We start from the raw sequence: 24,862 nt of genomic DNA, 5'->3' as shown, positions 1-24,862 counted from the left end.
AAATTTAGGTAGTAGATACTTAGGAAAGCTAAGCTAAAGATAAACAAATGATCGAGGAAGTCTTATGGAACTTTGGATATGGTTGTGTGGCTTACTATTGACGGTAGCGGCTGTAGGTGGCGTCTTCTGGTACGCTGGGCGGGAGAAGTAGAACTAAGTGCTATCTGACTTATCCAGCTCTTGCTTGAGCTGAGTGATGAGTGCTTGTTTTTCCTTTTCATTCAGCTGTTCTATTAGGCAAGCCAGCTCAGCTGAACTATCAGAGTCAGAGAAGAAAAATGCAACAGGTACACCCAACTCTTCTGCCAGCTTCTTGAGTGTACCGACATCAGGCATGTGGCGGCCTTTTTCATAATGATTCATTCGGCCACTCGCAGAACTTGGATCCATACCCAAACGGATACCGAGTTCTCTTTGGCTGATGCCAACTCGATTTCTAGCCTGTTTAAGGCGCTGTGGGAATACGTTTGTTCTAGACAAGTGAGAATCATCATCAACCTTTGATGCTTAGATTTTCTAAGTTTTTATTATACCTGTATACTTAGGATAACTAAGCATAAATTTGATTAGCGGAGAGAATGGCATGAAGACATTGGTAAATTTTGCGCTCTTTTGCGTTTTTTGTCTTGGTGCGTTAGTGACTGTATATCAAAGCTGGGGTGTGATGTTGATGGCCTTCCCAAGCGTTATTTGGCTACATAAGCCTCTGGATGTTATCCACAAAAATAAGTACATCGCGTTGTTATTTTGGTTTGTACTCTTTTATATAAACTGGCTATTCGCTAGTGCCGCCGCCCTCACCTACTTCTTCATTCATGTCTGGCATTTGCACCAACAGAACATTCCGCTCAATGACTCGTCTTACGTTAAGAGAGCGCCTCGACGCATCAACCCAAGCACTGGTTTGTTGATGAAGAACAGGCACTTTGACATGACAGGTGAAACTTATGGCTGGAAGATTGATTGATATGGGTAGGTGATGATCACTTTCGCTCCTACTGGGAAGGATCGTAATAACAAAATGATCCACGATCCATAGCAAAGCCCCCGATCAACAACTTGTGAGTTTAAAGATCAAAAGATATTTCCTGCTTATCCACAATGTGTCTATTTGGTGATCACCCGATAAATAACTGCAAAATCAAATTGTTTTGAAAAGGAAATTTCTCATGAAACCGAAGGCTAGGTTCACTCCATTATCGTTACTCATTTTGCTCACTGGATGCGCCTCTACATCAACTCCTATCCAATATGACAACAGCCACAGCCGTGCTCATAACATTGCTCATGCAGGTGGGCTCTACCAAACCGAAGACAAAGTCATTCCAATGAAAGATTTTGAGGCATTTAAGCTCGCGAAAGCTGCCGCAGGAAATACATTGTTGCTCACGTCTTCAGTAGGCGCGGGACTTGAGTTAAGTGAAGGACTAAGCCTTGGTTTGCTAACGTCATTGCTGGAACAGCCTGATACCGCTTCGCGAAACAGCATTATTGCTTGGATGCCTATACAAGGAGCGACATCCGCTCGAGACGCACAGCAAAAGTTGCTCTACCACTTCAACACAGCCATCGAAACCGTGCTTCAAGAACAATCTATTCACTATGAGCGCACGAATGGCAATTCAGAACAAAAGATAGAGTTCTACTTCCATAGTGCAGACTACCAATGTCCAAAATACCAAGCTGGTATGACAAACCAGGACCTATGCTACATCACCGCTGAAGTTTTCGAACCGAGAAGAACAATGTCACCATCTTTCGTCAACGATGGACAGGAAAGTTTTGCATTTGAATCCAACCATCACGTCTACTACCAGAGATTTAGAATTTCGCCAGGCAAGAATAGTGACATCCCTTCTGATGCACTTTATGCTGCTATTAGTAGTAAGTTGCCCGATTGGATCTTCATCTATATAGCAAAAGGCAACATTCACTTTGATAAACAGACGATCACCGCACCTTACCTGCTAGAGAGTGGAAAACCACTCTTGTTTATCGTTGCTGAGGAGAAATAAGGTGAAAGCTGATCCGGTTTCCCACCATTCCCACTTTTCCCATCCTGATCTATGATGGAAGTCATCTTGGGAAGTAAGTATTTGACCATAAATTGCAATTTGGTCCCCAATCGGTCCCCAAGACGTCGCGCGAGGCCAGCTATTACGGGAAACTTTACTTTCTGTATCGGTAAATAATCCAATACGCGGCACAAAACCTTGTTTTAGTGCCGCGTTTCTTTTTATATGGACACATCCATTCGCGACTCACATCGTGTCCATTGCATTCAAAAGGAAGAAGTATGATCCACATTATTACAGGTAGCACTCTTGGTGGTGCGGAATACGTCGGTGATCACCTGAGCGATCTGCTCGTTGAACAAGGATTTGAAACCACGATCCACAACCAACCGTCATTAGACGAGATCGATAACCAAGGGACTTGGCTTGTGATCACCTCCACCCACGGTGCGGGGGAATATCCAGACAATATTCAACCTTTCATCGCAGCATTGCAAAATACGCCACCTAAGATGGCAGACGTGAAGTTTGCAGTCATTGCGATTGGTGATTCGAGCTACGATACGTTCTGCGCTGCCGGTAAGCACGCTTACGACTTGTTAGAAGATATTGGCGCAACGCCGATTGCAGATTGCTTGCTGATTGATGTACTGGCTCATGACGTCCCAGAAGATGCTGCAGAAGCATGGTTAAAAGAGAATATCGAGCGCTTTTAACCCCAGACTCATCTCTTACAGAGTCGCAATGCGGCTCTGATTTCCCCTCTGTGAATAACCTTCCGTAGAAAAAAACTTTTCAACCGAACAAAAAACACCCAAACCGTCTGTGGATAAGTCAGGTAAGATCCAGTGGTTTTCCTTTAGTTATCCAAATAACAACTTTGATCTATTTTAGCCCCTGTGTATAAACCCCATTTTTGATCCCAGGTAATCCTCGATCAGATCCAACCATGATCACAAGATATGATCCAAAGAAGATCCATGATCTTGTTGATCATTTTTCACTTATCCACAGAAGTTGTCGATCCTAATAATAGATCCAATAAAAGATCATATATATAGATCTTATATATATTTATCTTGAAGCCTAAAACGGAAAAACGAGAAAACGATTTTCTCTCTGGCATAAAGCAGGTAAAATACTGCTCCTTTATCTGTCCATTAAATCCTTTGAATACCTGAGGTCAGTTCATGCTTTATCACGAAAACTTTGACGTCATTGTTGTCGGTGGCGGACACGCAGGAACGGAAGCCGCGCTCGCATCTGCACGCACAGGACAAAAAACTCTTCTCCTTACCCATAACATCGATACATTAGGCCAGATGTCTTGTAATCCGGCGATTGGTGGTATCGGTAAAGGCCACTTAGTAAAAGAAGTGGATGCTATGGGCGGTTTGATGGCAGAAGCTATCGACCATGCAGGTATTCAATTTCGTACACTAAATGCTTCGAAAGGTCCTGCAGTACGAGCTACTCGAGCTCAAGCCGATCGCGCTCTGTACAAAGCGTACGTACGCAACGCATTAGAAAACGCGCCAAACCTAACTCTGTTCCAGCAATCGGTTGATGATCTGATTGTTGAACAAGATCGTGTTGTTGGCGTTGTGACTCAAATGGGTCTTAAATTCCGTGCCAAAGCGGTTGTGCTGACCGTAGGTACTTTCCTTGGTGGTAAGATCCACATTGGTATGGAAAGTTCTTCAGGCGGTCGCGCTGGGGATCCACCATCGATCGCATTGGCGGATCGCTTACGTGAGTTGCCATTCCGAGTGGATCGTCTAAAAACGGGAACACCACCACGTATTGATGCTCGCACGGTTGATTTCTCAGTGCTAGAAGCGCAACACGGTGACAACCCAACACCAGTTTTCTCATTCATGGGTAAACGCGAACACCATCCGCGTCAAATTCCTTGTTTCATTACGCATACCAATGAACAAACTCATGAAGTGATCCGCAATAACCTAGATCGTAGCCCAATGTACGCAGGTGTGATCGAAGGAATTGGCCCACGTTACTGTCCGTCTATCGAAGACAAAGTGATGCGCTTTGCGGATAAGAACAGCCACCAAATTTTCATTGAACCTGAAGGTCTTACCACGCACGAGTTATACCCAAATGGTATCTCCACCAGCTTGCCGTTTGATGTTCAAGTTCAAATCGTTCGTTCAATGAAAGGCTTCGAGAATGCACACATTGTTCGTCCTGGTTACGCGATTGAGTACGATTTCTTCGATCCACGTGATTTGAAGCAAACTTACGAGACTAAATTCATCAGTGGTCTATTCTTTGCTGGCCAAATCAACGGTACAACAGGCTACGAAGAAGCTGCGGCACAAGGCTTAATGGCGGGTTTGAACGCAAGTTTGTACAGCCAAGGCAAGGAAGGCTGGAGCCCGCGCCGTGACCAAGCATACATGGGCGTTCTGATTGATGATTTGTCGACCATGGGTACCAAAGAACCGTACCGCATGTTCACTTCTCGCGCGGAATACCGCCTATTGCTTCGAGAAGACAACGCCGACCTTCGTTTGACAGAAAAAGCTCGTGAACTTGGCTTGATTGATGATGTTCGTTGGGCGCGTTTCAACGAAAAAATCGAGAACATGGAAACCGAGCGTCAGCGTCTGAAGTCTACTTGGGTAAACCCAAACTCGGCGGGCATTGATGAACTGAACAAACTGCTGAAAACGCCAATGGCGCGTGAAGCAAGTGGTGAGGATCTTTTGCGTCGTCCAGAGATCTCATACTCACAATTGACTCAACTTGATGCCTTTGCTCCTGCTCTTGAAGATCAACAAGCGGCAGAACAAGTAGAAATTCAGGTGAAATACGACGGTTACATCAAGCGTCAGCAAGAAGAGATCGAAAAATCACTTCGCCACGAACACACAAAACTGCCTGCGGATTTGGATTACAAAGACGTAAAAGGTTTGTCGAACGAAGTGGTTGCGAAACTGAGCGAAGCCAAACCGGAAAGTATTGGCATTGCTTCGCGTATTTCCGGCATTACGCCTGCAGCGATTTCAATTCTTCTTGTGCATCTGAAGAAGCACGGCTTGCTGAAAAAAGGCGAGGAAGAGCAATGAGTGCACTACGAACCAAGCTTGATTCACTGATTGCACAGACCGATTTAGACGTTTCAGAAAAACAACGAGAGCAGTTAGTCGGTTACGTTGAGCTGCTCGATAAGTGGAACAAAGCGTACAACCTAACTTCGGTTCGCGATCCTTTAGAGATGTTAGTGAAACATATCCTTGATAGCATCGTGGTCGGCACGCATCTGCAAGGTGAACGTTTTATCGATGTGGGCACTGGCCCAGGATTGCCAGGTATTCCTTTGGCGATCATGCATCCGGAGAAAACGTTCTTTCTGCTCGATAGCCTCGGTAAGCGCATCCGTTTTATCAAGCAAGTTGTCCACACGTTAGGTTTGAAAAACGTGACACCAATTCAAAGTCGCGTCGAAGAATTCCAACCGGAAGAAAAATTTGATGGCGTTTTGAGTCGAGCTTTTGCTTCAATGACGGACATGGTGGAATGGTGCCACCATTTGCCGAAAGAACAAGACGGCGTCTTTCTTGCGTTGAAAGGACAGCACCCTAAAGATGAAATGGATCTGCTTCCTGAATGGTGTAGTGTGACCGAGATCATATCTTTAGCTGTTCCTGAGTTGGAAGGCGATCGTCATCTAGTAATCTTATCGCGCAAGGAAAATTAGCGAGGTAGTCGTGGGTAAAATTGTAGCAATCGCCAACCAGAAAGGTGGGGTCGGCAAAACAACAACGTGCATTAACTTAGCGGCTTCGATGGCGGCAACAAAGCGCAAGGTTTTGGTGATCGATCTCGACCCTCAAGGCAATGCTACGATGGCCAGTGGTGTCGACAAATACATGGTTGACGCCACCGCATACGATCTTTTGGTGGAGGAAACCCCATTTGATCAAGTGGTCTGTACTCAAACGACAGGGAAGTACGATCTAATTGCTGCCAACGGAGACGTAACGGCAGCTGAGATCAAATTGATGGAAGTGTTCGCGCGAGAAGTTCGTTTGAAAAACGCACTGTCGACAGTTCGCGATAACTATGATTTCATCTTTATTGATTGTCCTCCTTCTCTAAACCTTCTTACAATCAATGCTATGGCTGCAGCCGACTCTGTGCTGGTGCCGATGCAATGTGAATACTTTGCGTTAGAAGGTTTAACTGCTCTTATGGATACGATCAGCAAGTTAGCGGCTGTGGTAAACGAAAACCTCAAGATTGAAGGTTTACTGCGTACGATGTACGACCCGCGCAACCGCCTGTCTAATGAAGTATCCGACCAACTTAAAAAGCACTTTGGCAATAAAGTCTACCGTACTGTCATCCCGCGTAATGTGCGTTTGGCAGAAGCCCCAAGTCACGGTAAACCAGCGATGTACTACGACAAGTACTCAGCCGGCGCCAAAGCGTATCTTGCTCTAGCGGGCGAAATGCTCCGCCGCGAAGAAATCCCAGTTTAACTCTAACCTAAGGAATTCAATCCATGTCTAAGCGTGGTCTAGGAAAAGGACTGGATGCGTTGTTGTCGACCAGTTCGTTTGCTCGTGAAAAACAGCAAATTGCATCGCAAAGCCAAGCCTTGTCAGCAGACGGTGAACTCACTGAATTAGCCATTGGCCAATTACAGCCGGGGATCTACCAACCGCGTAAAGATATGGCACCTGAAGCGCTTGAAGAATTAGCGGCTTCTATTCAATCGCAAGGCATTATCCAGCCGATCGTGGTTCGTCAGGTTGTTGGCGGACAGTTTGAGATCATCGCTGGCGAACGTCGCTGGCGTGCCGCGAAACAAGCTGGCCTGAAACGCGTGCCTTGCTTGGTTAAGAAAGTTGAAGACCGCGCAGCTATTGCTATGGCTTTGATCGAAAACATTCAGCGTGAAGACTTGAATGTGATTGAAGAGGCGCAAGCATTGGAGCGCCTGCAAGATGAGTTCATGCTAACGCATCAGCAAGTGGCGGATGTGATTGGTAAGTCAAGAACTACCGTGAGTAACTTGTTGCGTCTCAACCAATTGGATGCCGACGTCAAACGCTTGGTGGCGGAGAAACAACTTGAAATGGGTCATGCTCGTGCGCTGCTGGCACTGGAAGGTGAACAGCAAGTCGAAGTGGCTCAAATGGTGGCAAAAAAGCAAATGACGGTTCGACAAACCGAACAGTTAGTAAAAAAGTGCTTAGCCCCACAAAATGAGCAAAAAGCTCAACAAGAAGATACCGAAGCCGAGCAAATGTCGCATAAATTGAGTCAACTACTTGATGCGAAGGTTTCCTTAAGCCGTTCTGCAAACGGAAAAGCGAAGTTGACGATAAGTATTGATGAGCCTCACAAATTAGACCAACTAATTGCCAAGCTAGAGGCCTAGATGAGATAATTGATTTAGGTCAATTAATCTAATTAATCGAATTTTGTGCGAAAGTTGTCGTTTTGTAAACAAAACTGTAAGTTTTTGATGCAATATAATTGCATTAACTCCGACTGAACGTATAATTTTCGCCAATTTCCCTGCACATAGAGAATTAGTGCGAAGTGGATATTACTAGAGGTACGAATACATGGTAGCTGCGTTAGCTAGACCAGGACGAGAGCTCGCAAGGCAATTGTTAATGATCCAGTCTGGCGCGGTTATTTTTGTGGCAGCAGGAATGGCGGTAGCCGTAAATCCTGAATGGGGAATTTCAGCGTTGATTGGTGGTGGCATCTTTGTTGTCGCCAATGCAGTATTCGCGCTATGTGCTTTTATGTTTAGTGGGGCTCGCGCTGCCAAGCGCATCGCTGCGTCCTTCTACACGGGCGAAGTACTGAAAATTCTCATCACGGTTGCACTGTTCTACGTTGCCTACATGTATATGCAGGTGGAACTCGTTCCCCTCAAACTAACCTATTTGCTGGTACTAGGTATTAATATCTGTGCACCAGTGCTATTCATTAACAACAAAAAATAGGATGAGTTATGGCTGCGCCAGGTGAAGCGCTAACATCGTCCGGATACATTGCCCACCACCTTTCTAACCTATCGCTGTATAAGTTAGGCTTAGTAGGGTCGGAGACAAGTTTCTGGAACGTACATATCGATAGCCTGTTTTTTTCTTGGTTTACTGGTTTAATCTTCCTCGGAATTTTTTACAAAGTAGCAAAGAGAACAACAGCGGGTGTACCGGGTAAGCTTCAGTGTGCTGTAGAAATGATCGTTGAATTTGTCGCCGATAACGTCAAAGACACGTTCCATGGACGCAACCCACTGATCGCGCCTTTAGCACTGACTATCTTTTGTTGGGTATTTTTGATGAACGTGATGGACTTAGTCCCGATCGACTTCTTACCATACCCAGCAGAGCATTGGCTAGGTATTCCTTACCTTAAGGTCGTACCTTCTGCTGATGTGAATATCACCATGGCTATGGCTCTAGGCGTTTTCGCATTGATGATCTACTACAGCATCAAAGTGAAAGGTCTAGGTGGATTCGCAAAAGAACTTGCTCTACATCCATTCAATCACCCACTGATGATTCCGTTTAACCTACTGATCGAAGTGGTATCGCTACTTGCGAAACCTCTTTCACTTGGTATGCGTCTATTCGGTAACATGTTTGCGGGTGAGGTTGTATTCATTCTTTGTGCGGCAATGCTACCATGGTACTTACAATGGATGGGTTCACTACCGTGGGCAATCTTCCATATCTTGGTTATTACGATTCAAGCCTTCGTATTTATGATGTTGACAATTGTTTACCTGTCAATGGCACACGAAGACTCTGATCATTAATTTTTTAAGCTTTTTATTTGGGCACTAAGCCAACAACTATAAATTGGAGATAGTAATGGAAACTTTACTGAGCTTTTCTGCAATCGCCGTAGGTATTATCGTCGGTCTTGCTTCTCTTGGTACAGCGATTGGTTTCGCACTACTAGGTGGTAAATTCCTAGAAGGTGCAGCACGTCAACCAGAAATGGCTCCTATGCTACAAGTTAAGATGTTCATCATCGCAGGTCTACTTGATGCGGTTCCAATGATCGGTATCGTAATCGCGCTACTATTCACATTTGCAAACCCATTCGTTGGTCAACTAGGTTAATCACCTTTAACTCGGGACAAGCTTTAGCTTGTCACTGATTAACACTAAGTCCAAATAGAGGGGTAGCTGTTGTGAACATAAACGCAACTCTGCTAGGTCAAGCAATCTCGTTCGCACTATTTGTGTGGTTCTGCATGAAGTATGTATGGCCACCATTGATGCAAGCGATTGAAGAACGTCAGAAAAAAATCGCTGATGGCCTTCAAGCAGCTGAACGTGCTGCTAAAGACTTGGATCTAGCACAAGCCAACGCTTCTGATCAGTTGAAAGAAGCGAAGCGCACAGCAACTGAGATCATCGAACAAGCGAACAAGCGTAAGTCTCAAATTATTGATGAAGCTCGCGAGGAAGCTCAGGCAGAACGCCAGAAAATCCTAGCGCAAGCGGAAGCAGAACTTGAAGCTGAACGTAATCGTGCACGCGATGAGCTGCGCAAACAAGTTGCTACTCTGGCTGTAGCTGGTGCTGAGAAAATCCTTGAGCGTACAATCGATAAAGATGCGCAAAAAGATATTCTCGACAACATTACTGCAAAACTTTAAGTCTGGGGGCGCATATGTCTGATTTGACTACAATCGCACGCCCCTATGCTAAAGCAGCCTTCGACTTTGCGGTAGATAAGGGCCAGCTAGACCAATGGGGTCAAATGCTGTCTTTTGCTGCTGAAGTTGCCAAAAACGAACAAATGAATGAGCTTCTAACCAGTTCATTCTCTGCTGAAAAAATGGCAGAAATCTTTGTTGCAGTTTGTGGTGAACAAGTTGATGCGCACGGTCAAAACCTTCTTAAGGTGATGGCTGAGAATGGTCGTTTAGCGGCCCTTCCTGATGTTTGTGAGCAATTCTTCATTCTGAAGAAAGAGCATGAGAAAGAAATCGATGTTGAAGTCATTTCAGCATCAGAACTTTCTGATGAACAACTTGCAAATATTGGCAGCAAACTTGAAGCGCGTCTTGAACGCAAAGTGAAGCTGAATTGCAGTGTAGATGAGACCCTACTTGGTGGGGTTATTATTCGAGCCGGAGACCTAGTCATCGATGACTCAGCGCGTGGTCGTTTGAACCGCCTGAGCGATGCATTGCAGTCTTAATGGGGATTGGAGCATGCAACTTAATTCCACGGAAATTAGCGATCTGATCAAACAGCGTATCGAATCTTTCGAAGTTGTTAGTGAAGCTCGCAACGAGGGTACTATCGTATCGGTAAGCGATGGTATCATCCGCATCCACGGCCTAGCGGACGTGATGCAAGGTGAAATGATTGAATTACCGGGTGGCCGTTATGCACTGGCACTTAACCTTGAGCGTGACTCGGTTGGTGCGGTAGTAATGGGCCCATATGCTGACCTTAAGGAAGGCATGAAAGTTACAGGTACTGGCCGCATTCTTGAAGTGCCAGTTGGTCCAGAACTACTAGGCCGCGTAGTAAACACGCTGGGTGAGCCTATCGATGGTAAAGGTCCAATCGAAGCGAAATTGACTTCACCTGTAGAAGTGATCGCACCAGGTGTAATCGACCGTAAATCGGTAGACCAACCTGTACAAACGGGCTACAAATCAGTTGACTCAATGATCCCTATCGGTCGTGGTCAGCGTGAGCTTGTAATCGGTGACCGTCAGACTGGTAAAACAGCAATGGCGATCGATGCGATCATCAACCAGAAAAACTCTGGTATTTTCTCAATCTACGTAGCAATCGGTCAGAAAGCATCGACTATCGCTAACGTAGTTCGCAAACTAGAAGAGCACGGCGCGCTAGCAAACACTATCGTTGTTGTTGCATCTGCTTCTGAATCTGCAGCGCTACAATACCTAGCGCCATATGCAGGTTGTGCGATGGGCGAATACTTCCGCGATCGCGGCGAAGACGCACTGATTGTTTACGATGATCTATCTAAACAAGCGGTAGCTTACCGTCAGATCTCTCTACTACTAAAACGTCCACCAGGCCGTGAGGCATTCCCAGGTGACGTATTCTACTTACACTCACGTCTACTAGAGCGTGCAGCTCGTGTAAACGAAGAGTACGTAGAGCGTTTCACTAACGGTGAAGTGAAAGGTAAGACTGGTTCTTTGACTGCTCTTCCTATCATCGAAACTCAAGCAGGTGACGTTTCAGCATTCGTACCGACTAACGTAATCTCGATTACCGATGGTCAGATCTTCCTACAAACTGAGCTATTCAACGCAGGTGTACGTCCAGCGGTTGACCCAGGTATCTCAGTATCTCGTGTAGGTGGTTCAGCTCAGACAAAAATCATCAAGAAACTATCAGGTGGTATTCGTACAGCACTAGCTGCATACCGCGAACTAGCAGCATTTGCTCAGTTCTCTTCTGACCTTGATGAAGCAACGAAGAAACAGCTAGACCATGGTCAAAAAGTTACAGAACTAATGAAGCAGAAGCAGTACGCTCCAATGTCTGTATTTGACCAAGCACTAGTTATCTTCGCGGCAGAGCGCGGTTACCTTGATGATGTAGAACTGAACAAAGTTCTAGATTTCGAGGCGGCTCTACTATCGTACGCTCGCGGTCAATACGCTGAATTAGCAGCTGAGATCGACAAGTCTGGTGCTTACAACGATGAAATCGAAGCTCAGTTGAAGAAACTGACTGACGACTTCAAAGCAACCCAAACTTGGTAATTAGGTCGGTGGCAGTTTCTGCCACCAACTAACGGAGAGTAACGATGGCCGGCGCAAAAGAGATACGTAATAAAATCGGTAGTGTTAAAAGCACGCAGAAAATTACGAAAGCGATGGAAATGGTAGCAGCTTCAAAAATGCGTCGCTCTCAAGATGCAATGGAAGCTTCTCGTCCATACGCTGAAACAATGCGTAAAGTGATCGGTCACGTGGCAAACGCAAATCTAGAGTACCGTCATCCGTACCTAGAAGAGCGTGAAGCGAAACGTGTTGGTTACATCATCGTTTCGACAGACCGTGGTCTGTGTGGTGGTTTGAACATCAACGTGTTCAAAAAAGCCGTTACAGACATCCAAACATGGAAAGAGAAAGGCGCTGAAATTGAGCTGGCAGTGATTGGCTCGAAAGCAACAGCTTTCTTTAAACATGGTGGCGCAAAAGTTGCGGCACAGGTTTCTGGCCTTGGCGACAGCCCTAGCCTAGAAGACCTAATCGGTTCTGTTGGCGTAATGCTTAAGAAATACGATGAAGGTGAACTGGACCGTCTATACGTAGTGTTCAACAAGTTTGTGAACACTATGGTTCAGCAACCAACGATCGATCAATTGCTACCTTTGCCTAAATCGGACAGCAAAGAGATGCAGCGTGAGCACTCATGGGACTACATCTATGAGCCTGAGCCAAAGCCTCTACTGGATACGCTATTAGTGCGTTACGTAGAGTCTCAGGTATACCAAGGTGTGGTTGAGAACCTTGCTTGTGAGCAAGCGGCTCGAATGATTGCGATGAAGGCTGCAACGGATAACGCAACCAACTTGATTGAAGATCTTGAACTTGTGTACAACAAAGCCCGTCAGGCAGCGATCACACAAGAACTGTCGGAAATCGTTGGTGGTGCATCTGCGGTTTAAGCTTAGGTAAAACGAAATAGTTTAGAGGATTAACGATGGCTACAGGTAAGATCGTACAGATCATCGGTGCGGTAGTCGACGTAGAGTTCCCACAGAGCGAAGTACCTAGTGTATATGACGCTCTAAACGTAACGGACTCAAAAGAGCGTCTAGTTCTTGAAGTTCAACAACAGCTAGGCGGTGGCGTAGTTCGTTGTATCGTAATGGGTAGCTCTGATGGTTTACGTCGTGGAGTTGAAGTGGTTAACACTGGCGCTCCAATTTCAGTACCAGTAGGTACTAAAACTCTAGGTCGTATCATGAACGTCCTAGGTGACGCGATTGATGAGCGTGGTGAGATCGGTGCAGAAGAGGTTTACTCTATCCACCGTGAAGCACCAAGCTACGAAGAGCAATCAAACGAAACAGCACTTCTAGAAACTGGTGTTAAAGTAATCGACTTGGTTTGTCCATTCGCTAAGGGTGGTAAAATCGGTCTATTCGGTGGTGCAGGTGTAGGTAAGACCGTTAACATGATGGAACTTATCAACAACATCGCACTTCAACACTCAGGTCTATCAGTATTTGCTGGTGTTGGTGAACGTACTCGTGAAGGTAACGATTTCTACTTCGAGATGCAGGAAGCGGGCGTTGTAAACGTTGAGAATCCTGAAGAATCTAAAGTAGCGATGGTTTACGGTCAGATGAACGAGCCACCGGGCAACCGTCTACGTGTTGCTCTGACTGGTCTAACAATGGCAGAGCGTTTCCGTGACGAAGGTCGTGACGTACTACTGTTCGTTGATAACATCTACCGTTACACGCTTGCAGGTACTGAGGTATCAGCACTTCTAGGTCGTATGCCTTCAGCGGTAGGTTACCAGCCAACTCTTGCAGAAGAGATGGGTGTACTACAGGAGCGTATCACGTCAACTAAGCAAGGTTCTATCACGTCTGTACAGGCGGTATACGTACCTGCGGATGACTTGACTGACCCGTCTCCAGCAACAACGTTCGCGCACTTGGATGCAACGGTTGTACTTAACCGTAACATCGCAGCAATGGGTCTATACCCAGCGATCGACCCACTAGATTCAACGTCTCGTCAGCTAGACCCACTAGTTGTTGGTCAAGATCACTACGACATCGCTCGTGGCGTTCAGCAGACACTTCAGCGCTACAAAGAGCTGAAAGACATCATTGCGATTCTAGGTATGGACGAGCTATCTGAGTCAGATAAGCAAGTTGTATCTCGTGCACGTAAGATTGAGCGTTTCCTAACTCAGCCTTACCACGTAGCAGAAGTATTTACAGGCGACCCTGGTGTTTACGTACCTCTTAAAGAGACTCTACGTGGCTTCAAAGGTCTACTAGCTGGTGAATACGATGACATTCCAGAGCAAGCGTTCATGTACTGCGGTACGATTGACGATGCTATCGAGAATGCGAAGAAGCTATAAGGCTAACTAGGAGGCGATATGGCACCAATAACCTTTCACCTAGACGTAGTGAGCGCTGAGAAACGTATTTTCTCTGGTCGCGTAGAAACGTTTCAGGTGACCGGTAGCGAAGGTGAGCTGGGTATTTTCCACGGCCACACTCCGCTGCTGTCCGCTATTAAGCCTGGTATGGTGCGTATTGTGAAACAGCACGGCCACGAAGAGTTCATTTATGTCTCTGGTGGTATGGTCGAAGTTCAGCCTGGTACTGCTACAGTACTGGCTGATACAGCGATTCGTGGTGAAGATCTAGACGCAGCGAAGGCAGAAGAAGCCAAGCGCCGCGCTGAGGAGAAAATCCAGAATCAGCATGGTGACATGGACTTCGCACAAGCGGCCAGCGAACTGGCTAAAGCCATTGCTCAGCTTCGAGTTATCGAGCTGACCAAAAAGCGTCGCTAAGCTCAATTAGCAACGTTGCATGACAAAAGGCGACCTTAAAGGTCGCCTTTTTGATTATTTTTAGTTGGAAATTTACTTAATTCCATTAACTATTCAAAAAGAGCTGTTTAAAATAACGGCCAATTAACAGAAAACGTCAATAGGTTATCAATGAAATTCAGTGCTGTGATTCTTGCAGCGGGTAAAGGTACTCGTATGCACTCAAATATGCCTAAAGTGCTACACACTTTGGCAGGGAAGCCAATGGTTAAACATGTTATCGATACTTGTACTGGCCTTGGCGCACAAAACATTCACCTAGTCTTTGGTCACGGTGGTGATCAAATGCAAACCACACTTGCAGATGAGACTGTCAACTGGGTACTTCAAGCGGATCAGCTTGGTACTGGCCACGCGGTGGATCAGGCTTCTCCACGTTTCGAAGACGATGAAAAGATCCTAGTTCTTTATGGTGATGTTCCACTGATTTCTCCTGAAACTATTGAAAACCTACTTGATGCACAACCAACAGGTGGCATCGCATTACTTACTGTAATGCTCGATAACCCGACCGGTTACGGCCGTATCATTCGTAAAAATGGTCCAGTGGTTGCTATCGTTGAGCAAAAAGACGCAAGCGAAGAACAAAAGCAAATTAAAGAGATCAACACTGGCGTAATGGTTGCGACTGGTGGTGATCTGAAGCGTTGGTTGTCTGGCTTAAACAACAACAATGCTCAAGGTGAGTACTACCTAACAGACGTTATTGCTGCTGCGCACGACGAAGGGCGTGCCGTTGAAGCGGTTCACCCAGTGAATGCCATCGAAGTTGAAGGTGTTAATGATCGCGCTCAACTTGCTCGTCTAGAGCGCGCGTTCCAATCGATGCAAGCACAAAAACTACTTGAACAAGGTGTGATGCTACGTGACCCTGCGCGTTTTGACTTACGCGGTGAGCTTCAGTGCGGTATGGATTGTGAAATCGATGCCAATGTGATCATCGAAGGTAACGTATCGCTGGGTGATAACGTCATTATCGGCACTGGTTGTGTGCTGAAAGACTGTGAAATCGACGATAACACTATCGTTCGTCCTTACAGTGTGATTGAAGGCGCAACCGTTGGTGAAGAGTGTACCGTCGGTCCATTCACTCGTTTGCGTCCTGGTGCTGAGCTACGTAACGACGCGCACGTCGGTAACTTCGTGGAAGTGAAAAATGCGCGCATTGGTGAAGGCTCTAAAGCAAACCACCTGACTTACCTTGGTGATGCGGAAATCGGCCAGCGCACTAATATCGGTGCGGGCACGATTACGTGTAACTACGATGGCGCAAATAAGTTCAAGACCATCATTGGTAACGACGTGTTTGTTGGCTCTGATAGCCAGCTGGTGGCACCTGTCACTATTGCTGATGGTGCCACTATCGGTGCAGGTACCACATTGACTAAAGACGTGGAAGAGGGTGAGTTAGTGATCACTCGCGTTAAAGAGCGTAAGATCACTGGTTGGCAACGTCCAGTTAAGCAAAAGTAAGCGTTACCTGAGCTTAAAAGCTAAATTATCAAAGCCGCTCCAGTGAGAGCGGCTTTGTCGTTTTTAGTGCAAGTATCAGTAACTGGGAATCGCGATACGCTTTTCTAACCAACGTACTGCTTGAGAAACGAATAGAATGAGCAACAAGTACTCCAGAACCAAGAAGGTATAAATTTCTAACGGTAAGTACTCATTCACCACCAACTCGTTGGCACGTCTCGTTAAGTCACTTAAACCGATTACGCTCACCAGAGAACTCATTTTGAGGATGTAGACAAACTGATTCCCTAACGGCGGTAAAATTTGTCGAAATGCTTGCGGAAGAATCACCAAGCGCATCTTCTGCCAATAATTCAAACCAAGTGATTCTGCCGCTTCATGCTGACCTCGGTTGATCGCTTGAATCCCACCGCGAAATACTTCTGCCATAAACGCACTTTCAGCGATAGTCAGTGCAATTACCCCCGCCCAAAAATGATTGAGAGAGACATCGAGCAGCGTTGGCATGCCGTAGTAAACCCACAAGAGCAACACCAATACTGGGATTGAGCGGATCACCTCAACGTAGATGCGATTCATCCATTTGAGCGTTGGGGAGCGAGAAAGTGCAGGCAACGCAATCAGCAGCCCAAGTGTCATGGCAAAACACATACTCAAGAGTGACACTTGAATGGTGTCATTAAACCCCGCGACTAAAAACTTCAGGTTGGTTATCCCTTGTTCCGTTGACGGGTCGAGTACATACCAGCCCCATTGGTAATCTGAGCAACCCGTTAGCAACAGCAGCGAAATCAGCCATAGAGTTCGAAAGGTCACATTTACTCCCTGAATTAACTAAAAAACTTCCATTGTTACTGCTATGTTATCAATGGGGTTGTAATAAAGGTTAATAATTAAACCGTATAAGGTCATTATTTTTAAGGGAATAAAAATGAAAAAGATTTTGTTTGCGCTAGGAATATGTCTGCTTATGGTCACTCAAGTTGTTCATGCTCAGAGCCGTCTTCAAGAGATTTTGGATAAAGGCGTGTTGAGAGTAGGGACGACTGGGGACTGGAATCCGATGACAATGAAAGATCCAGCCACGAACAGTTATCGTGGTTTTGATATTGATGTCACAACCGAGCTTGCTAAAGATTTGGATGTCAAAGTGGAGTACGTTGCCACCGATTGGAAAACGCTGGTTAATGGCATTACGGCCAACAAGTACGACATCACTGGCAGTGCGTCTTTAAACATGTCGCGTGCGAAGGTGGCTGGTTATAGCCAACCCTATTTCTACTTGGCGTTTGTGCCAGTGGTGCAGAAAAAAGACCTCGCCAAATTCTCTGATTGGGAGGATTTTAATAAACCCGATGTGAAAGTGGCTGCGACGTTAGGTACGGTACAAGAAAAAATGGTGAAAGAGTTCTTCCCATTGGCGCAGCATATCGTGATTGAAGCCCCCGCGCGAGACTTCCAAGAGCTGTTGGCTCGCAGAGCGGACGTGTCTGTGACTTCCAATGTGGAAGCGGCGACGCTGGTGGACAAGTTCAAACAGTTGGCGATTGTGCCTGTGAAAGCACCTCGCAGACCGACTCCAATCGCCATGTTGTTACCACAAGACGACCAAGTCTGGATTAACTACATCAATCACTGGGTGGAGTTAAAAAAAACACAAGGCTTCTTTAAGCAGACTGCTCAGAAGTGGGGACTGAAAAGTTTATAAATGAAAAGAGCCGCTTTACGCGGCTCTTATTATGATCGGATGGACTGAAGTACAGACTTAAAGTTCATCTTCGCTGACGACGCGAGCGTTGTCAGGTGTAGTGAAATGCTTAGAGAGTTCACGATTCGACAGAATGTAACCCATCCACAAGCCACCCATACAAATGACGATTGCCACGCCCGTAACCATTTGAGCTTGGCTTGCCATCGCTGCTACTAGTGCGCTTGATAGGCTGCTCACGGTAATTTGCAGGCTGTTTTGCAAACCAGCTGCGGTTGCAGGGCTTTGCTTCGCACTTGCCAATGCACGGTTTACTACGATTGGGTACAACGCACCATTCGCTACCGCAATCAGACAGAAAGGCGCTAGGATTGGCCAGATGGAGGTCAATTCCCACTGCGAAGCTACAAAGATAAGCAACGCGGCAACACTGAATAAACCGATCAACTGACGTAGAATTTTTTCATCACCAAATTTGCGAACACCAACTTTACCTAGGTAACCACCCACCATGAAAGCAATGGTTTGTGGGATAAAGCTCAAACCGATGTCTTTTGCTTCGTAGCCGAGTTGAGACATGATTTCTGGCATACCAGTAAGGTAAGCAAAGAACGCTGCCGAAGCGGTTGCGAACATAAACACGTTACCTAGGTAAGTTTTTGAACCTAGTAACGCTTTAATATCCGCAGACATGCTGGTTTGTTTGATTTCGGCTTGTTCGTTCTTTTGTGCCATGGTTGCAGCAACGAGCACCACACCAACAAGCGTTAATGCGATAAAAATACTGTGCCAACCAAAGCTATCCGCTAAAACCACACCCAGTTGAGGTGCAAGTGCTGGTGATAGTGCCACCAACGGCATGATGGTTGCAAAAATTTGCTGGCTACTGCTGGAGTAACGCTTGATTACCATCGCTTGCCAGATAACCGCAGGAGCACACACGCCGATTGCTTGCACAAAGCGCAGTGTCAGTAGCTGCCAAACTTCATCGCAGAATGCTAAGCCGAATGAGGCAATGGTAAAGAGTACCAGACCTGCGGCCAGCGTATTGCGGTGACCAAATTTATCCGATGCTAATCCCCACATCAACTGACCAAAAGCCATACCTACAAGAAATACGGTCAGAGAAAGTGCGATTTGTTCGGGACCTGTAGCAAAGTCGATTTCCATCGCTTTGAACGCAGGTAAGTACATGTCAGTGGCAACAAAGCCAAGCATAGATAAAGCTGCAAGATAAACGAGCTGTAGTTTTGATATTTTCATGATTCAACCAATCAAATTATTTAATCATTTTTTAATCAATATCAGTTGGCGCCAACCCTGATTTATTTACCTTATTATTCTATTTTTCGATTTTGAGAAAATAAAACGCTAAAATTGTTGGTTATCAATCAAATTTTTTGAAAGGTCAGAAATCATGTTCTCCAAAGCATCATTGGAAATGCTCGATACGGTTGCTCGGTTAGGCAGTTTCACGGCCGCTGCTGAAGTGCTTCACAAAGTTCCTTCGGCGATCAGCTATGGCGTGCGACAGGTAGAGCAGGATTTGGACGTCGTGCTATTTCGCCGCTTACCAAGAAAAGTTGAATTAACACCAGCGGGTGAGCTATTCATGGCTGAAGCTCGCTCGTTACTGCGTCAGATGGAAGAGGTGAAAGCACAAACTCGTCGAGCTGCGCACGGCTGGAAAACAACGCTGAAACTGACGCTGGATAACGTAGTGAAGCTCGAAAAGCTCAAGCCGCTAGTGGAAGATTTTTATCGAGAGTTTGAATTTGCGGAACTGCAAATCAACATGGAAGTCTTTAACGGCTCTTGGGAGGCGATCGCTCAAGGTCGTGCAGATATCGTAGTCGGAGCCACGTCAGCGGTCCCGGTCGGTGGGGACTTCGAAGTGAAAGACATGGGTGTGTTGGATTGGGCGTTTGTCATGTCGCCTGCTCATCCTTGCGTACGCCAGCAGGTTCTCACCGAAGAGTTTGTTAGTCAGTTCCCCGCGATTTGTTTGGATGACACATCGAACGTACTGCCAAAACGACACACAGGTCACTATGCTAAGCAGCGTCGTTTATTATTGCCGAATTGGTACAGTGCGATTGAATGTTTAAAAAATGGCGTTGGAGTCGGGTATATGCCGCGTCATATTGCGATGCCACTTATTCATGAAGGTGTGCTGGTGGAGAAACTGCTGCAAGATGACAAGCCATTGAGCCGATGCTGTTTGGTATGGCGTAAAGATGACGATCATAAGTTGATCCAATGGATGGTGGATTATTTAGGATCACCGAATCAGTTGCATCAAGATTGGTTGCAGTGTTAGTCAAAAGAATCATCCGATCTCAGTATTAGCTCATCACTTGGTCCATGAAACCGTAAATTGGAAACAAAACACCTCGCTGCAGCGAGGTGTTGATAAGGCGAATTAAGACAAGAAAAACTTGTAGGATGGATTGTCGGTTTCATCCTTACATTGGTAGCCAAGTTCTCGTAAATGCGTTGAAAATTGGGCTAAATCGCTTTCATCTAACTCGAAACCACATAGAACGCGTCCGTAGTCGGCGCCGTGGTTACGGTAGTTGAATAGGCTGATGTTCCAATGGGTGCCAAGCGTGCTTAAGAACTTCAATAGTGCGCCTGGATACTCAGGAAATTCAAAGCTATAGAGACGCTCTTTCAGTTGTTTCGAGGGCTTGCCACCGATCATGTAACGAATGTGCAGTTTGGCCATTTCATCGTCGGACAAATCCACGACTGGGTAGCCACCTTCGCGTAGATCGCGAATGATGTTATCCAGCTCTTCCTGACCGCCTTGCAGGCGTACACCAACAAAGATATTCGCCAGTTCATCATCGTTATAACGGTAGTTAAACTCGGTGACAGCGCGGCCGCCAATCAGATTACAGAATTCAAAGAAAGCGCCTTGGCGTTCTGGAATTGTCACGGCCAATAGACCTTCACGCTTCTCACCTAATTCACAACGCTCTGAAACATAGCGTAAACCATGGAAGTTGGTATTCGCGCCAGACAACACCGTGGCAAGGTTTTTGTTTTCCAGTTGGTTTTGCTCAACAAACTTCTTCAAGCCAGCAAGCGCAAGCGCCCCGGATGGTTCAGCAATCGCGCGAGTATCCTCAAAAATGTCTTTTACGGCAGCGCAGATTTCATCGCTTGAAACCGCCACATGACCATCAATGTATTTCTGACACAAGCGGAACGTTTCTTCACCGATGCGTTTTACCGCGACACCATCAGCAAACATGCTGACTTGGTCGAGTACCACTGGCTCACCAGCATCAAGCGCCGCTTTCAGACAAGACGAGTCTTCAGGCTCGACGGCGATGACTTTGATTTCTGGCATCAGTTGCTTGACCAGAACCGCTACACCTGCGGCCAAGCCACCGCCTCCAACCGGCACGAAGATGTAGTCGAGATGACCATTTTGCTGCAGCATTTCCATGCCGATGGTGCCTTGGCCTGCGATCACCAACGGGTGGTCGAAAGGAGGCACGAACGTATAACCGTGTTGCTCTGACAAGCGTTCGGCCTCGGCTTTGGCTTCATCAAAGTTGCTGCCGTGCAGCACCACATTGCCACCGAAACTGCGTACCGCATCGACTTTGATGTCTGGTGTGGTTTTTGGCATAACAATCGTGGTTTTGATACCTAGCTTGGTGCCAGACAGTGCCATGCCTTGAGCGTGATTGCCTGCCGATGCTGCAATCACGCCTGCGGCTTTCTGTGCTTCAGTTAGGCTTGCCACCATGTTGTAGGCACCGCGCAGTTTGAACGAGTGTACGGGTTGGCGGTCTTCACGCTTGATCTGTACGTTATTCCCGATACGTGCAGATAAACGAGGCATTTCTTGCAGCGGCGTTACTGTTGCGACTTCATAAACAGGTGCGCGAAGGATTTGGCGCAGATAGTCTGCGCCAGATTGATTCGCTTTTTTTTCGGGTTGAGATTCCATCATGGCTAGCCCTCTAGCTTCGATTTATCTCGTACTGCACCTTTGTCAGCACTGGTTGCCATGCTGGCGTACGCTTTTAGGGCGAAAGAAACTTCACGTTGACGATTTGCTGGTTTCCAACCAAGTTCGTCTTGTTTTACGCGGCGCTCTGCAAGTTCTTGTTCGGAGATCTCAAGAGAGATGCTGCGATTTGGAATATCAATCGCAATCAAATCGCCATCTTGAACCAAGCCGATCGCACCGCCATTGGCGGCTTCTGGAGAAGCATGGCCGATAGACAGACCAGAGGTACCACCAGAGAAGCGACCGTCAGTTAATAACGCACACTCTTTACCTAAGCCCATCGATTTTAGATAAGTGGTTGGGTAGAGCATTTCTTGCATGCCCGGGCCACCTTTTGGACCTTCGTAGCGAATCACAACCACATCGCCCGCTTTCACTTTGCCGCCAAGGATGCCGTCTACCGCATCTTCCTGGCTTTCAAACACTACCGCAGGGCCAGTAAATTTCAGGATGCTTTCGTCCACACCAGCAGTCTTCACAATACAACCATCCAGCGCGATGTTGCCTTTCAGAACGGCAAGGCCGCCATCTTGGCTGAAGGCGTTTTCTTTGGTGCGGATACAGCCTTCCGCACGGTCGTCATCGAGAGTATCCCAGCGACAATCTTGCGAGAATGCTTGTGTGGTGCGGATACCCGCAGGGCCAGCACGGTAGAATGATTTCACTTCTTCTGAATCGGTCAGCATGATGTCGTATTTGGCTAGCTGTTCTTCCCAAGTCAGTCCTAGGACAGTCTTAGACTGATTGTGCAGCAGACCTGCACGGTTCAGTTCACCAAGGATACCGACAACGCCACCCGCACGGTGTACATCTTCCATGTGGTATTTCTGCGTTGAAGGAGCCACTTTACAAAGGTGTGGTACTTGGCGAGACATGCGGTCGATGTCCGTCATATCAAAATCGACTTCACCTTCTTGCGCCGCAGCTAAAAGGTGTAACACAGTATTGGTCGAACCGCCCATTGCGATGTCGAGTGCCATCGCGTTTTCAAATGCGGCTTTGGTCGCGATATTGCGTGGTAGAGCCGTTTCGTCATCTTGCTCGTAGTAGCGTTTGGTGAGTTCAACGATGCGTTTACCTGCATTGATAAACAGCTCTTTACGATCGGCATGCGTTGCCAACAGCGAGCCGTTGCCTGGCTGAGACAGACCCAGAGCTTCTGTCAGACAGTTCATTGAGTTTGCGGTGAACATGCCTGAACACGATCCACACGTTGGGCATGCACTGCGTTCGATCTGTTCGCTTTGTTCGTCAGACACTTTTGGATCGGCACCTTGGATCATGGCATCGACAAGGTCTAGCTTGATGATCTGATCTGAAAGCTTGGTTTTGCCCGCTTCCATTGGGCCGCCAGATACGAAGATAACTGGAATGTTGAGACGCATTGACGCCATCAGCATCCCTGGAGTGATTTTGTCACAGTTAGAGATACACACCATGGCATCCGCACAGTGCGCATTAACCATGTATTCGACTGAGTCGGCAATCAATTCACGTGATGGCAGCGAGTAAAGCATGCCGCCGTGACCCATTGCAATGCCATCATCGACGGCGATGGTATTGAATTCTTTTGCGATGCCGCCTGCCGCTTCAATCTCTTGAGCAACAAGTTGGCCCAAATCTTTAAGGTGTACGTGGCCTGGTACGAACTGAGTGAATGAGTTCACCACGGCGATGATTGGCTTACCGAAATCTTCGTCTTTTACACCGGTTGCACGCCAGAGCGCACGAGCTCCCGCCATGTTACGACCATGTGTGGTGGTTGCTGATCTATATTTTGGCATTTCTTAAATCCTTCTTACTGCTGCTCTGGGTACACATAGTCTAACCAGCCCCACTTATCTTCCGTGGTGCCGTTAAATAGGCCAAAGTAGGCTTCTTGCAATTCTTTGGTAATCGGACCGCGTGTACCGCTGCCCACTTCAATTTTGTCGATGGTTGCCACAGGCACAACTTCTGCTGCGGTACCGGTCATGAATACTTCATCCGCAAGGTATAGCGCTTCGCGGGCAATGTTAGCTTCACGGACTTCGTAACCTTTATCGCGAGCAATGGTCATGATCGAGTCACGAGTGATGCCCGGTAGGATAGCGCTGGTTGCTGGTGGTGTGGTGATCACGCGATCTTTGATGACAAAGATGTTCTCGCCCGCGCCTTCTGACAAGTAACCGTCAACACTCAGTGCGATACCTTCGTCGTAACCATGACGACGTGCTTCACCACCAACGAGTAGTGAAGAAAGGTAGTTACCACCCGCTTTTGCTGCGGTAGGGATGGTGTTAGGTGCCGCGCGATTCCAGCTTGAAATCATCGCATCCACGCCTTTTTCTAGTGCTTCTTCACCAAGGTACGAGCCCCATGGGAACGCAGCGATGATCAGCTCCATTTCGGTGCCTACTGGAGGACACACACCTAAACCGACATTGCCCACAAATCCCAATGGACGAATGTAAGCGCTGTCGAGTTTGTTTTGACGCAGAGTTTCACGCGTTGCTTCCATGATTTCTTCAACAGAGTATGGAATAGGGAAGCGGTAAATTTTGGCGGAATCTTTTAAACGCTGTGCATGTTCACGGTGACGGAAGACAATTGGGCCTTTTGGTGTGTTGTAGCAGCGTACCCCTTCAAATACCGAGGTGCCGTAATGCATGGCGTGAGTGAGAACGTGCACGTTCGCCTCTGCCCATGGAACCATCTCACCATTAAACCAAATGAAATCTGCAGTTTTCGTTGCCATTTGTTGCCTTCCTTATGCACTTACGTGTTGTTGTAAGTTGTGATTTGGCAGTTCATCGTTGCGGATTTTCAGCACCTCAACTTTACGAACGTCCCACAACTTCTCAATTTGATTGATCAAAAACGAGATTGGTCGATCGCTGTCGACGATGATCTCGACGCTGGCTACTTTACTTTCGTGGTTTTGAGTAGCGGCCACCTGTTTGATCACAAAGCCTCGGTGACGAATCACACGTAGAACGCGCTCTAACAGTACCGGTTTGTCGTCGGCTTTGATGTCGAGTAAATATCTGTCCATGTGATG

General features: G+C 46.8%; 26 protein-coding genes. 19 read left to right on the top strand and 7 right to left on the bottom strand.

From position 1 onward, the window contains the following. Nucleotides 1-153: 153 nt before the first annotated feature. Entirely contained in the window at nucleotides 154-480 is a 327-nt protein-coding gene (locus tag ACF8OV_RS13120) for a helix-turn-helix domain-containing protein (protein WP_129830482.1), read from the bottom strand. A gap of 103 nt (nucleotides 481-583) precedes the next feature. On the opposite strand from ACF8OV_RS13120, the gene ACF8OV_RS13115 reads away from it, so the two are divergent. The 17 genes from ACF8OV_RS13115 to glmU all read left to right on the top strand — a co-directional run bounded on the left by ACF8OV_RS13115 (nucleotide 584) and on the right by glmU (nucleotide 16,084). Next, nucleotides 584-967 carry a hypothetical protein gene (locus ACF8OV_RS13115; protein WP_392404373.1) on the top strand — a complete coding sequence of 128 codons (384 nt, stop codon included), beginning with the start codon at nucleotides 584-586 and terminating at the stop codon, nucleotides 965-967. Between the two features lie 202 nt (nucleotides 968-1,169). Continuing rightward, entirely contained in the window at nucleotides 1,170-2,015 is an 846-nt protein-coding gene (locus ACF8OV_RS13110; RefSeq protein ID WP_276446826.1) for a hypothetical protein, read from the top strand. 281 nt (nucleotides 2,016-2,296) lie between these two features. Continuing rightward, nucleotides 2,297-2,731, top strand: a complete 435-nt coding sequence (gene mioC / locus ACF8OV_RS13105; RefSeq protein WP_020839871.1) for an FMN-binding protein MioC — start codon at nucleotides 2,297-2,299, stop codon at nucleotides 2,729-2,731. A gap of 474 nt (nucleotides 2,732-3,205) precedes the next feature. After that, nucleotides 3,206-5,104 (top strand): tRNA uridine-5-carboxymethylaminomethyl(34) synthesis enzyme MnmG, encoded by a 1,899-nt coding sequence (gene mnmG / locus ACF8OV_RS13100; RefSeq protein ID WP_025789529.1) that lies wholly within the window; start codon nucleotides 3,206-3,208, stop codon nucleotides 5,102-5,104. Next, nucleotides 5,101-5,736, top strand: coding sequence for a 16S rRNA (guanine(527)-N(7))-methyltransferase RsmG (rsmG, locus tag ACF8OV_RS13095; RefSeq protein ID WP_005458456.1), 636 nt, complete (start codon nucleotides 5,101-5,103; stop codon nucleotides 5,734-5,736). The genes mnmG and rsmG overlap by 4 nt, the downstream gene beginning before the upstream one ends. A 10-nt stretch (nucleotides 5,737-5,746) precedes the next feature. Continuing rightward, complete coding sequence (locus ACF8OV_RS13090) at nucleotides 5,747-6,520, top strand: ParA family protein (protein WP_005458453.1); 774 nt, start codon at nucleotides 5,747-5,749, stop codon at nucleotides 6,518-6,520. Between the two features lie 23 nt (nucleotides 6,521-6,543). After that, a complete protein-coding gene (locus ACF8OV_RS13085) occupies nucleotides 6,544-7,425 on the top strand; it encodes a ParB/RepB/Spo0J family partition protein (RefSeq protein WP_020904419.1) in 882 nt (293 codons plus the stop codon). A gap of 190 nt (nucleotides 7,426-7,615) precedes the next feature. Then, complete coding sequence (locus ACF8OV_RS13080; protein ID WP_005458481.1) at nucleotides 7,616-8,005, top strand: F0F1 ATP synthase subunit I; 390 nt, start codon at nucleotides 7,616-7,618, stop codon at nucleotides 8,003-8,005. 8 nt (nucleotides 8,006-8,013) lie between these two features. Then, on the top strand, nucleotides 8,014-8,826 hold the full coding sequence (gene atpB, locus ACF8OV_RS13075; protein ID WP_005458499.1) for a F0F1 ATP synthase subunit A: 813 nt from the start codon (nucleotides 8,014-8,016) through the stop codon (nucleotides 8,824-8,826). A gap of 55 nt (nucleotides 8,827-8,881) precedes the next feature. Continuing rightward, nucleotides 8,882-9,136 carry a F0F1 ATP synthase subunit C gene (atpE, locus tag ACF8OV_RS13070; protein WP_002540812.1) on the top strand — a complete coding sequence of 85 codons (255 nt, stop codon included), beginning with the start codon at nucleotides 8,882-8,884 and terminating at the stop codon, nucleotides 9,134-9,136. A 71-nt stretch (nucleotides 9,137-9,207) separates the two neighbouring features. Then, a complete protein-coding gene (gene atpF / locus ACF8OV_RS13065) occupies nucleotides 9,208-9,678 on the top strand; it encodes a F0F1 ATP synthase subunit B (RefSeq protein ID WP_005458451.1) in 471 nt (156 codons plus the stop codon). A gap of 14 nt (nucleotides 9,679-9,692) precedes the next feature. Beyond that, a complete protein-coding gene (atpH, locus tag ACF8OV_RS13060) occupies nucleotides 9,693-10,226 on the top strand; it encodes a F0F1 ATP synthase subunit delta (RefSeq protein ID WP_005481164.1) in 534 nt (177 codons plus the stop codon). Between the two features lie 13 nt (nucleotides 10,227-10,239). Next, complete coding sequence (gene atpA, locus ACF8OV_RS13055; protein ID WP_005457301.1) at nucleotides 10,240-11,781, top strand: F0F1 ATP synthase subunit alpha; 1,542 nt, start codon at nucleotides 10,240-10,242, stop codon at nucleotides 11,779-11,781. 44 nt (nucleotides 11,782-11,825) lie between these two features. Then, nucleotides 11,826-12,692 carry a F0F1 ATP synthase subunit gamma gene (gene atpG / locus ACF8OV_RS13050; RefSeq protein ID WP_005457304.1) on the top strand — a complete coding sequence of 289 codons (867 nt, stop codon included), beginning with the start codon at nucleotides 11,826-11,828 and terminating at the stop codon, nucleotides 12,690-12,692. Between the two features lie 35 nt (nucleotides 12,693-12,727). After that, nucleotides 12,728-14,131, top strand: coding sequence for a F0F1 ATP synthase subunit beta (gene atpD / locus ACF8OV_RS13045; protein WP_005481178.1), 1,404 nt, complete (start codon nucleotides 12,728-12,730; stop codon nucleotides 14,129-14,131). Between the two features lie 18 nt (nucleotides 14,132-14,149). After that, nucleotides 14,150-14,572 (top strand): F0F1 ATP synthase subunit epsilon, encoded by a 423-nt coding sequence (locus ACF8OV_RS13040; protein WP_005456027.1) that lies wholly within the window; start codon nucleotides 14,150-14,152, stop codon nucleotides 14,570-14,572. Nucleotides 14,573-14,722: 150 nt separating this feature from the next. Then, complete coding sequence (gene glmU / locus ACF8OV_RS13035; protein WP_005497454.1) at nucleotides 14,723-16,084, top strand: bifunctional UDP-N-acetylglucosamine diphosphorylase/glucosamine-1-phosphate N-acetyltransferase GlmU; 1,362 nt, start codon at nucleotides 14,723-14,725, stop codon at nucleotides 16,082-16,084. 75 nt (nucleotides 16,085-16,159) lie between these two features. Here the strand turns inward: glmU and ACF8OV_RS13030 are convergent, their stop codons facing one another. Then, nucleotides 16,160-16,900, bottom strand: coding sequence for an amino acid ABC transporter permease (locus ACF8OV_RS13030; protein WP_017449315.1), 741 nt, complete (start codon nucleotides 16,898-16,900; stop codon nucleotides 16,160-16,162). A gap of 115 nt (nucleotides 16,901-17,015) precedes the next feature. Between ACF8OV_RS13030 and ACF8OV_RS13025 the strand changes: the two genes are divergently transcribed. Beyond that, nucleotides 17,016-17,792, top strand: a complete 777-nt coding sequence (locus ACF8OV_RS13025) for a transporter substrate-binding domain-containing protein (RefSeq protein ID WP_203505182.1) — start codon at nucleotides 17,016-17,018, stop codon at nucleotides 17,790-17,792. 57 nt (nucleotides 17,793-17,849) lie between these two features. Here the strand turns inward: ACF8OV_RS13025 and punC are convergent, their stop codons facing one another. Further along, entirely contained in the window at nucleotides 17,850-19,055 is a 1,206-nt protein-coding gene (punC, locus tag ACF8OV_RS13020; protein ID WP_020904422.1) for a purine nucleoside transporter PunC, read from the bottom strand. A gap of 154 nt (nucleotides 19,056-19,209) precedes the next feature. Here punC and punR point away from each other — a divergent pair, with 154 nt between their 5' ends. After that, nucleotides 19,210-20,112 (top strand): DNA-binding transcriptional activator PunR, encoded by a 903-nt coding sequence (gene punR / locus ACF8OV_RS13015; RefSeq protein WP_005465352.1) that lies wholly within the window; start codon nucleotides 19,210-19,212, stop codon nucleotides 20,110-20,112. 102 nt (nucleotides 20,113-20,214) lie between these two features. On the opposite strand, the gene ilvA is transcribed toward punR, so the two are convergent. Genes ilvA through ilvM form a run of 4 tightly spaced genes read right to left on the bottom strand, consistent with a single transcriptional unit; the run spans nucleotide 20,215 to nucleotide 24,856 of the window. Then, on the bottom strand, nucleotides 20,215-21,762 hold the full coding sequence (ilvA, locus tag ACF8OV_RS13010; protein ID WP_015297539.1) for a threonine ammonia-lyase, biosynthetic: 1,548 nt from the start codon (nucleotides 21,760-21,762) through the stop codon (nucleotides 20,215-20,217). 2 nt (nucleotides 21,763-21,764) lie between these two features. Then, the gene (gene ilvD, locus ACF8OV_RS13005) at nucleotides 21,765-23,606 is read right to left on the bottom strand and encodes a dihydroxy-acid dehydratase (protein WP_005481171.1); all 1,842 of its coding nucleotides are present in this window, start codon (nucleotides 23,604-23,606) and stop codon (nucleotides 21,765-21,767) included. Nucleotides 23,607-23,620: 14 nt separating this feature from the next. Then, complete coding sequence (gene ilvE, locus ACF8OV_RS13000) at nucleotides 23,621-24,559, bottom strand: branched-chain-amino-acid transaminase (RefSeq protein ID WP_203505184.1); 939 nt, start codon at nucleotides 24,557-24,559, stop codon at nucleotides 23,621-23,623. Between the two features lie 12 nt (nucleotides 24,560-24,571). Then, nucleotides 24,572-24,856 carry an acetolactate synthase 2 small subunit gene (ilvM, locus tag ACF8OV_RS12995; RefSeq protein WP_005378958.1) on the bottom strand — a complete coding sequence of 95 codons (285 nt, stop codon included), beginning with the start codon at nucleotides 24,854-24,856 and terminating at the stop codon, nucleotides 24,572-24,574. Nucleotides 24,857-24,862: the final 6 nt, after the last annotated feature.

This window comes from Vibrio sp. GLN_1 (assembly GCF_043106015.1).
In the GTDB taxonomy this organism is placed as follows: Bacteria; Pseudomonadota; Gammaproteobacteria; order Enterobacterales; family Vibrionaceae; genus Vibrio; species Vibrio parahaemolyticus.
The sequence above is the reverse complement of the archived record's forward strand: the minus strand, read 5'-3'. Positions and strand labels throughout refer to the sequence as shown.

What these genes read in the sequence shown, in the direction of transcription:
- mnmG (WP_025789529.1), top strand. Translation starts at nt 3,206, where the DNA reads ATGCTTTATCACGAAAACTTTGACGTCATTGTTGTCGGTGGCGGACAC.
- rsmG (WP_005458456.1), top strand. Translation starts at nt 5,101, where the DNA reads ATGAGTGCACTACGAACCAAGCTTGATTCACTGATTGCACAGACCGAT.
- glmU (WP_005497454.1), top strand. Translation starts at nt 14,723, where the DNA reads ATGAAATTCAGTGCTGTGATTCTTGCAGCGGGTAAAGGTACTCGTATG.
- atpB (WP_005458499.1), top strand. Translation starts at nt 8,014, where the DNA reads ATGGCTGCGCCAGGTGAAGCGCTAACATCGTCCGGATACATTGCCCAC.
- ilvD (WP_005481171.1), bottom strand. Translation starts at nt 23,606, where the DNA reads ATGCCAAAATATAGATCAGCAACCACCACACATGGTCGTAACATGGCG.
- atpD (WP_005481178.1), top strand. Translation starts at nt 12,728, where the DNA reads ATGGCTACAGGTAAGATCGTACAGATCATCGGTGCGGTAGTCGACGTA.
- ilvM (WP_005378958.1), bottom strand. Translation starts at nt 24,856, where the DNA reads ATGGACAGATATTTACTCGACATCAAAGCCGACGACAAACCGGTACTG.
- mioC (WP_020839871.1), top strand. Translation starts at nt 2,297, where the DNA reads ATGATCCACATTATTACAGGTAGCACTCTTGGTGGTGCGGAATACGTC.
- ACF8OV_RS13025 (WP_203505182.1), top strand. Translation starts at nt 17,016, where the DNA reads ATGAAAAAGATTTTGTTTGCGCTAGGAATATGTCTGCTTATGGTCACT.
- atpH (WP_005481164.1), top strand. Translation starts at nt 9,693, where the DNA reads ATGTCTGATTTGACTACAATCGCACGCCCCTATGCTAAAGCAGCCTTC.
- punC (WP_020904422.1), bottom strand. Translation starts at nt 19,055, where the DNA reads ATGAAAATATCAAAACTACAGCTCGTTTATCTTGCAGCTTTATCTATG.
- ACF8OV_RS13110 (WP_276446826.1), top strand. Translation starts at nt 1,170, where the DNA reads ATGAAACCGAAGGCTAGGTTCACTCCATTATCGTTACTCATTTTGCTC.
- ACF8OV_RS13080 (WP_005458481.1), top strand. Translation starts at nt 7,616, where the DNA reads ATGGTAGCTGCGTTAGCTAGACCAGGACGAGAGCTCGCAAGGCAATTG.
- atpA (WP_005457301.1), top strand. Translation starts at nt 10,240, where the DNA reads ATGCAACTTAATTCCACGGAAATTAGCGATCTGATCAAACAGCGTATC.
- ACF8OV_RS13085 (WP_020904419.1), top strand. Translation starts at nt 6,544, where the DNA reads ATGTCTAAGCGTGGTCTAGGAAAAGGACTGGATGCGTTGTTGTCGACC.
- ACF8OV_RS13115 (WP_392404373.1), top strand. Translation starts at nt 584, where the DNA reads ATGAAGACATTGGTAAATTTTGCGCTCTTTTGCGTTTTTTGTCTTGGT.
- punR (WP_005465352.1), top strand. Translation starts at nt 19,210, where the DNA reads ATGTTCTCCAAAGCATCATTGGAAATGCTCGATACGGTTGCTCGGTTA.
- ilvA (WP_015297539.1), bottom strand. Translation starts at nt 21,762, where the DNA reads ATGATGGAATCTCAACCCGAAAAAAAAGCGAATCAATCTGGCGCAGAC.
- atpE (WP_002540812.1), top strand. Translation starts at nt 8,882, where the DNA reads ATGGAAACTTTACTGAGCTTTTCTGCAATCGCCGTAGGTATTATCGTC.
- atpG (WP_005457304.1), top strand. Translation starts at nt 11,826, where the DNA reads ATGGCCGGCGCAAAAGAGATACGTAATAAAATCGGTAGTGTTAAAAGC.
- ilvE (WP_203505184.1), bottom strand. Translation starts at nt 24,559, where the DNA reads ATGGCAACGAAAACTGCAGATTTCATTTGGTTTAATGGTGAGATGGTT.
- ACF8OV_RS13040 (WP_005456027.1), top strand. Translation starts at nt 14,150, where the DNA reads ATGGCACCAATAACCTTTCACCTAGACGTAGTGAGCGCTGAGAAACGT.